The 6520-nt window shown below is 64.7% G+C and carries 9 protein-coding genes and 1 pseudogene; 6 read left to right on the top strand and 4 right to left on the bottom strand.

The features are described 5' to 3' along the window. Positions 1 to 23: 23 nt before the first annotated feature. The gene (locus tag R4P95_RS30490) at positions 24 to 1379 is read right to left on the bottom strand and encodes a cytochrome P450 (protein WP_213576375.1); all 1356 of its coding nucleotides are present in this window, start codon (positions 1377 to 1379) and stop codon (positions 24 to 26) included. A gap of 86 nt (positions 1380 to 1465) precedes the next feature. Between R4P95_RS30490 and R4P95_RS30495 the strand changes: the two genes are divergently transcribed. Then, positions 1466 to 2080 (top strand): TetR/AcrR family transcriptional regulator, encoded by a 615-nt coding sequence (locus R4P95_RS30495; RefSeq protein ID WP_213576376.1) that lies wholly within the window; start codon positions 1466 to 1468, stop codon positions 2078 to 2080. A gap of 49 nt (positions 2081 to 2129) precedes the next feature. After that, positions 2130 to 3053 carry an alpha/beta fold hydrolase gene (locus R4P95_RS30500; RefSeq protein ID WP_213576377.1) on the top strand — a complete coding sequence of 308 codons (924 nt, stop codon included), beginning with the start codon at positions 2130 to 2132 and terminating at the stop codon, positions 3051 to 3053. A gap of 3 nt (positions 3054 to 3056) precedes the next feature. Here R4P95_RS30500 and R4P95_RS30505 read toward each other — a convergent pair. Next, a pseudogene (locus R4P95_RS30505) lies at positions 3057 to 3500 on the bottom strand (VOC family protein); the annotation flags it as partial. Positions 3501 to 3520: 20 nt separating this feature from the next. Here R4P95_RS30505 and R4P95_RS30510 point away from each other — a divergent pair. Beyond that, positions 3521 to 3703, top strand: coding sequence for a hypothetical protein (locus R4P95_RS30510; RefSeq protein ID WP_317747554.1), 183 nt, complete (start codon positions 3521 to 3523; stop codon positions 3701 to 3703). Between the two features lie 180 nt (positions 3704 to 3883). On the opposite strand, the gene R4P95_RS30515 is transcribed toward R4P95_RS30510, so the two are convergent. Both R4P95_RS30515 and R4P95_RS30520 read right to left on the bottom strand, forming a co-directional pair. Further along, the gene (locus tag R4P95_RS30515; protein ID WP_317747553.1) at positions 3884 to 4177 is read right to left on the bottom strand and encodes a DUF1330 domain-containing protein; all 294 of its coding nucleotides are present in this window, start codon (positions 4175 to 4177) and stop codon (positions 3884 to 3886) included. A gap of 78 nt (positions 4178 to 4255) precedes the next feature. Beyond that, entirely contained in the window at positions 4256 to 4540 is a 285-nt protein-coding gene (locus R4P95_RS30520; protein WP_213576380.1) for a hypothetical protein, read from the bottom strand. 34 nt (positions 4541 to 4574) lie between these two features. Between R4P95_RS30520 and R4P95_RS30525 the strand changes: the two genes are divergently transcribed. The 3 genes from R4P95_RS30525 to R4P95_RS30535 all read left to right on the top strand — a co-directional run bounded on the left by R4P95_RS30525 (position 4575) and on the right by R4P95_RS30535 (position 6175). Then, entirely contained in the window at positions 4575 to 4889 is a 315-nt protein-coding gene (locus R4P95_RS30525; protein ID WP_317747552.1) for a hypothetical protein, read from the top strand. A gap of 259 nt (positions 4890 to 5148) precedes the next feature. Continuing rightward, on the top strand, positions 5149 to 6078 hold the full coding sequence (locus tag R4P95_RS30530) for a tyrosine-type recombinase/integrase (RefSeq protein ID WP_317840521.1): 930 nt from the start codon (positions 5149 to 5151) through the stop codon (positions 6076 to 6078). Next, on the top strand, positions 6047 to 6175 hold the full coding sequence (locus R4P95_RS30535; RefSeq protein ID WP_283254064.1) for a hypothetical protein: 129 nt from the start codon (positions 6047 to 6049) through the stop codon (positions 6173 to 6175). The genes R4P95_RS30530 and R4P95_RS30535 overlap by 32 nt, the downstream gene beginning before the upstream one ends. The last annotated feature ends 345 nt before the right edge of the window (positions 6176 to 6520 follow it).

Consider the following 6520-nt stretch of genomic DNA (forward strand, 5'->3'; position numbering starts at 1 on the left):
GGGATGGACGGCGCCCGTCGTGATCACAACCGGTGACGAAGGTCGACGGGTTGCCCGTCGGAGGGGTACGGCAGGGAGGTGTAGTTGAGCGGCGCGCGGTATCCGGGATCGACGTGCCAGTCGAAACGCTGGAGCAGGTGATGCATGACCGTCTTGATCTCGGCGCCGGCGAAATGCATGCCGAGGCATTTGTGCACACCCCCGCCGAACGGCTCCCAGGCGTATCGGTGAATCTTGTCTTCCCGTCGCTCGGGTGCGAAACGTTCGGGATCGAACTTCTCCGGATCCGGCCAGTATTCGGCCATGTGGTGGGTGAAGTGCACGACCACCGACACGTACGAGCCCCGTGGAATGTAACGACCCAACACCTCCGTGTCCTTGACCGCCCGCCGGGACACCACCGGGACCGGCGGCACCAGCCGCATGCACTCCTTCATGACGAGGTCGAGGTCGGTGAGCTCGTCGAGCTGGTCGTAACTCGGCGTGGACGTTCCCAGCGCCGCCGACTGCCGACGGCATCGCTCCTGCCATTCCGGATGCTGACCCAGATACTGCATCATCGTCGACAGCGTGATCGTGGACGTGTCGTGCGCAGCCATCAGCAGAAAGATCATGTGGTTGATGACGTCGTCGTCGCTGAACCGTTGTCCGTCTTCGGATTCGATGTGGCACAGCGTGGTGAACAGGTCGTCGCCCGTGCCGGCCCTGCGGGCGGGTAGGTATCGGCGGAAGAACTTCTCGAGGCGTGCTCGCCCGTCGATTCCACGCTTCCAGCGAGTGCCCGGCAACGGGAAGCGAACCACGGAGGTGGCAGCCTGGACGCAATCGATGAAGGCCCTGTTGACCTCGACCATCTCCTGGTGCGACGACCCCTCGGCGCCGCCCATGAAGATGCTCGTGGCCAGATCCAGCGTCAGTTCCTTCAACGCCGGGTATGCGGCGAAGCCTGCCCGCGGGTGCCAACCGTCCAACGCACCCGCGACGGCGGGGTGCAGTGCCTCGGTGTAGCGGGACAGCCGTTCGCGAGTGAACGCCTGCTGCAGTATTCGCCGATGCGCGAGGTGTTCGTCGCCGTCGAGAAGCATGAGGCCGCGGTGGAAGAACGGGCCGATGAGCACGCTCCAGCCGTCACCGTTGGCGAACGCCCGGTCCTTGTTCTGCAGCACCGTCTGGCAGCCGTCCGGTCCCATGACGGTGACCCACCGCTTGCCCGCCATGCTCAGCCAGGACACGGGCCCGTACCGCTCCCAGCGGCTTTCGAGCAGTCCCATGGGGTCGCGGATGTAGTCGAGTCCCAGTCCGATGATGGGAAGTCCGGCGTTACCGGCGATGGGACTCAGGGTGCTGTCGGGAGGTGGGGGAGCAAGAAGCTTGGGCATCGGCTCTCCTCGTCGAGGATGTGACAGGACGCTCTGTCAGTTGTGTGTAGTGTGCGTCACACTGGACGGTCTGTCAACATCGAGGAATGACTCAGCCGGCGCGGCAGTACCGCGGCAGAAGTTCGCAGGAGCGGGCCGCAGATCGCCGTGCACGGCTGCTGGAAGCCGGGTTGCAGCTCTTCGGGACGGTCGGTGACAAGGCCACCATGACCGCGATCTGTGCAGAGGCAAAACTGACCGAACGATATTTCTACGAGAGCTTCCGCAGTCGCGACGATCTGCTGGTACAGGTCATCGAGGGGATCGCCGAGGAGGTGCGGGAGGCGGCGCACGCCACCCTGCAGACGGTCACCGGAGATCCCGAAGTGCGCGCGCGAGCGGCGATCGCGACGTTCGTGGAGATTCTCACGGAGGATCCGCGGAAGGGGAGGGTGTCGATCATCGAATCGGCGGGTGCCGAACCGCTGCGCACACGACGCCGTCAGTTGCTGCGCGCGTTCGCGTCGATGGTTGCAGAAGAGTCCAAGGCGCTCTACGGGGACCGCGCGTGGTCGTCGCCGCAGGACGAGATCACCGCCCTGCTGTTCGTCGGTGGGCTGTCGGAGTTGATCACCGCGTGGTTGAACGGCGAGATCGAGGTGTCGCCGGAACAGATCGTCGACGCGGCGACCTACCAGTTCACGTCCACCGCCCACCGCTGACCGGGACCTGGTCGAAATCGTGACCGGGGTCACGTGGGAAGCTGTGCGCATGATCGATATCGCACGCCCGCAGTTGGAGGGCACAGTAGCCGTACGCGAGGGACGACGGATCGGTTTCGCCGAGTTCGGAGCCGCCCAGGGTCGTGCGGTCATCTGGCTGCACGGCACGCCGGGCGCGCGTCGTCAGGTGCCGACCGAGGCCCGGGTGTTCGCCGAGAAGCACCATCTGCGGCTGATCGGCATCGACCGGCCGGGTGTCGGTTCCTCGACGTCCTTCCGATACGAATCGGTGCTCGACTTCTCCGAGGATCTGGGTATCGTCGCCGACACGCTGGGGATCGACCAGATGGCCATCGTGGGGCTGTCGGGCGGTGGCCCTTACACGCTGGGCGCGGCATACGCGATGCCCGACCGCGTGGTCGCCGTCGGCATTCTCGGTGGAGTCGCGCCCACGCAGGGGCCGGACGCCATCCGCAGCGGGCTCATGGACCTCGCGGTGCTGGCAGCGCCGGCGTTGGCGGCCGGCGGCATCCCCATCGGGCTGGTGGCCAGCTCCGTCATTCGCTTGGCCAGGCCGTTCGCCTCCCCGATCATCGACCTGTACGGGCGGCTGTCGCCCGAGGGGGACCGGCGCCTCCTGGCCCGCCCGGAGTTCAAGGCGATGTTCCTCGACGACCTGCTCAACGGTGGCCGCAAGCAGCTCAGTGCACCCTTCGCCGACCTGGTGCTGTTCGCGCGGGACTGGGGGTTCCGGGTGAACGAGGTGAAGACTCCGGTCCGCTGGTGGCACGGCGACTGCGACCACATCATCCCGCACCGGCACGGGGAGCACATGGTCTCGATGTTGCCGGATGCCGAGTTTCACACGATGCGCGGCGAGAGTCACCTTGGTGGGCTGGGCATGGCCGAGGAGATCCTCACGTCGCTGCTCGACATCTGGGACGCGCGCGACGCGAACTCGTCCGCGCCGTAGCGGTTACGACCGCATTCCCATGATCTGGAAGGACGCGCCCAACGGATCGGCCACCGACGCCAGCCTGCCGAACGGGCTGTCCTCCGGTTCGCGCTGGACGCTTCCGCCCAGCTCGGTCACCCGGGCCACCGCGGCGTCCGCATCGTCGACACCGAGGTAGAACTGCCAGAACGACGGCACGCCCTCGGGAAGGAACGCGTCGGCATCCATGATGCCGGCCACCATCCGGTCGCCGATCTTCGCCTGGGAGTAGCGGAATTCGGTTGATTCGCCCATGGATTCGTAGGACCAGCCGAACACGTCCGCATAGAAAGGGAGCACGGCCGCATAGTTGCGTGAGAGCGTCTCGTGCCAGACGGGGGCTCCCGGTTCGTCGACGAGTCCGAAGCCGCTGTGCTGATCTGCCTGCCAGACCCCGATGACCGCGCCGGCGGGATCGGCGAGGATGGGGGAGGGCGGTTGCCGAGTTGTCGGCAGGCAAACCGGCTGATGCCATCGCAGACGCGGGTACGGCGCTGGAGATGCTCCTCGAGTCGTTGGGATATTCGGGCGGTTCGCTGGGGGATCAACTCAAAGCCGCGAAGAAGCAGGGAGGGCTTGCGGGTGTCGACACGCCTCTGGCAAATGCGCTCGAGGATCTCGTGAAATAGGTTGTGTCGGTGCGTAAGCAGCGGTCTAATGCGCATGACGCACAGTCACCTGATCAGCGGGATGCTGAGCTCATGGTGCGGTTGGTTGGGTTGTTGGTACTTCGGTTCGGTCCTGACGTGCCGGAGGAGTAGAGAGGCGACGCACCGTCTTCTGACAGATTTCAAATACAGCTTTGGTCGTCAGCCGAGGCCTTCGATGATGCGGAAGTCACGCTCGACACCATCAGCGAGTGTGGCCAGGGCCTGCTGATAGGGCGCGCTGGCACGTGCGGCGACCGCTTGTTCGAAGGTGTCGAACTCGATCAGGATGGTCCGTTCCGCGATTCCGGCGTCGTGTGCGGTTACCCGGCTGCCCCGGGAGAGTAGTCGCCCGCCTGCGGCTTTGACGGCTGGACCAGCCAATTTGTCGTAGGCAGCCAACTTTTCGGAATCCGCGATGGTGCGGTAGACGCTGACCCAATAGCCTTTGGCCACGGTGCCTCCTGTGCTCGATTTTGATGCTTGAGCCTATGCGAAGGCACGGACGAGAGAACGGCCACGGCAATCGGAGCACTACCCGAACGCCCCACGCGGCGCCGCTCGCGGGCCGAGCGAACCAAGCGTTGCGGGGAAGACGTTGACCTCGACTACGCCGACCCTGCTGGCCTGGCCGCTGATGGGGATTCTGATCGCCGTCGCAGTCTGCGGCTGCTGGTCATCCGCGACCCGCTCCTCGAACGACGCCTGACCGTCATGTTGGTCCTTTGGGGCTGCGCCGCCGTAACCCGCGACCCCCACTTCCAGAGCTGGATCGCACCGCATCTGACCGATCTGTCGTTGATCCGCCAGGTCACGCATTGCTTCGCGATGCTCGCCAGAGGAGCAATACTCGGTGTTGTCATCATCTGGGGCACTGGAAGCGAAGACGACACCTGGACCACGGAGCCGACGAGTAGAGCGCGGCTCGACCCGCAACCCTTTCATCTATGCCGCGATCGTCGTCTTCGGATTGGCACTCTTCTGGCTGTCCGAGCCTTTCCGCGCGGGAGGACAAATACTCGAGCAGTACGGAGGATGGCAGGTCATCGCCTACATGCTGCTGTACACCTTGCCGACCATCGTGGCGGTGACCGCTGCCTGCTGGCGTTCGAATCGTTCCATGGGGCGGCATCGCCGCCGACCATGCCGATATCACCGGGCCCGCTGACTGGACACGGCAGACCTGCTCGGCCTGGGTCGACGGCATGCGTGTCGGCGACCACATCCAATCGGAGAGCTGGCGTGACAGCCGCATCGAACAGCTCGGAAAACCTTTGTCGGCGAAAATGAAACGCACCTACATCCGCATCGTCCGCACCTTCTTCCGCGATATCCAGGACTGGGACTGGATCTCGCGTCGGTTCGACCCCGCGCGACCGTTGGAAACCCCGCGCAGCATCCGGGCACTGCAAGGACCCGACCCGCGGGTGATCGCCGATGACCTCTGGGCCAAACTTCTCTGGGCCGGCCTCAACCTCGATCCCGGCGACCTGCCCGGAGGATCCGGGGCCCACCCGGGCGCCATGGTCCGCGCAGTCACGCTGACCTGGCTGTTCGCCGGCCAGCGCAGCGACGAAATCGCCCGGCTTCGGCTCGGCTGCATCCGCTGGCAACACGATCAGCCCGCCGTCGGCGACGACCCACAGCAGACCGACTCATCGGTCTGTCTGATCGATATCCCTACCCACAAGACCGGCACCGCGTTCACCAAGCCCGTCGACCCGCTGTTGGGCCGGGCGATCGAAGCATGGCAGGCCCTGCGCCCCGCGCAACCACCGATGTTGGACCGGAAAACCGGTGAGAAGGTGCACTTCCTGTTTGCTGTCCGGGCCGGGCGGATCAGCAAGAACTACATCAACGACACGATCATCCTCGCGCTCTGCCGCAAGGCCGACATCCCGTCCGCCGACGTTCGCGGACCGATCACCAGCCACCGCGCTCGCTCCACCATCGCGACACAGCTCTACAACGCCAAGGAACCGATGACGCTGTTCGAGCTGCAGGCTTGGCTCGGGCACCGCAGCCCGGAATCGACCCAGCACTACGCCGAAATCACCCCGAACACCCTGGCCAAGGCATACAATGACGCTGGCTACTTCGCCCGCAACGTCCGCACCATCGAAGTCCTCGTTGACCGCGACGGGGCGACCTCCGGCGCTGCCGCCGCTGGTGAGCCTTGGCAGCACTACGACCTCGGCCACGGGTTCTGCAGCTACACCTTCTTCGAGCAATGCCCGCACCGCATGGCCTGCTCGCTGCGACTTCTACATTCCCAAAGAGTCCAGCAAAAGCCAACTTCTGCAAGCGAAATCGAACCTTCAGCGGATGCTCGTCAACATCCCACTCACCGACGATGAACAAGCAGCCGTCGAAGACGGTGAAGCCGCCCTCGACCAGCTACTGCTACGCCTCGCCGACGTTCCGTCCCGGCTGGAACAACACCACGCCAATTGACCGCCAACCCGTTGCCAATCGTCGCTGTCAACCATGGCCGACCAGGACGCACTTGACATTCCTGATTCCACAGAACGACTGAGGCAGCGGCCCTGAATTGCGTGTACCTGGCCATCATGAGCCTCGACCCCAAAGGCACCGCCCGCCAGCGCTGTTCAACCGCTGGAAGGCGGCACTGCATGCCTTCGAGATCACCTTCGACGGACGCCTGTCCGCCGGACGAAAGTAGCTACAAATCAACCAAATACACCGTTACTTTGACAGCCCCGGGACTGTCAGAACATCGGTGGATCCAGTTCTGGCGCATGAATCTAGATCACCGTTGGGGTGATGCGGCCTTCGAAT

Origin of the sequence: Rhodococcus sp. IEGM 27 (assembly GCF_033142305.1) — a bacterium.
GTDB classification, from domain to species: Bacteria; Actinomycetota; Actinomycetes; order Mycobacteriales; family Mycobacteriaceae; genus Rhodococcus_F; species Rhodococcus_F oxybenzonivorans.

What these genes read in the sequence shown, in the direction of transcription:
- R4P95_RS30490 (WP_213576375.1), bottom strand. Translation starts at nt 1,379, where the DNA reads ATGCCCAAGCTTCTTGCTCCCCCACCTCCCGACAGCACCCTGAGTCCC.
- R4P95_RS30495 (WP_213576376.1), top strand. Translation starts at nt 1,466, where the DNA reads ATGACTCAGCCGGCGCGGCAGTACCGCGGCAGAAGTTCGCAGGAGCGG.
- R4P95_RS30500 (WP_213576377.1), top strand. Translation starts at nt 2,130, where the DNA reads ATGATCGATATCGCACGCCCGCAGTTGGAGGGCACAGTAGCCGTACGC.
- R4P95_RS30520 (WP_213576380.1), bottom strand. Translation starts at nt 4,540, where the DNA reads ATGCGTGACCTGGCGGATCAACGACAGATCGGTCAGATGCGGTGCGAT.
- R4P95_RS30535 (WP_283254064.1), top strand. Translation starts at nt 6,047, where the DNA reads ATGCTCGTCAACATCCCACTCACCGACGATGAACAAGCAGCCGTCGAA.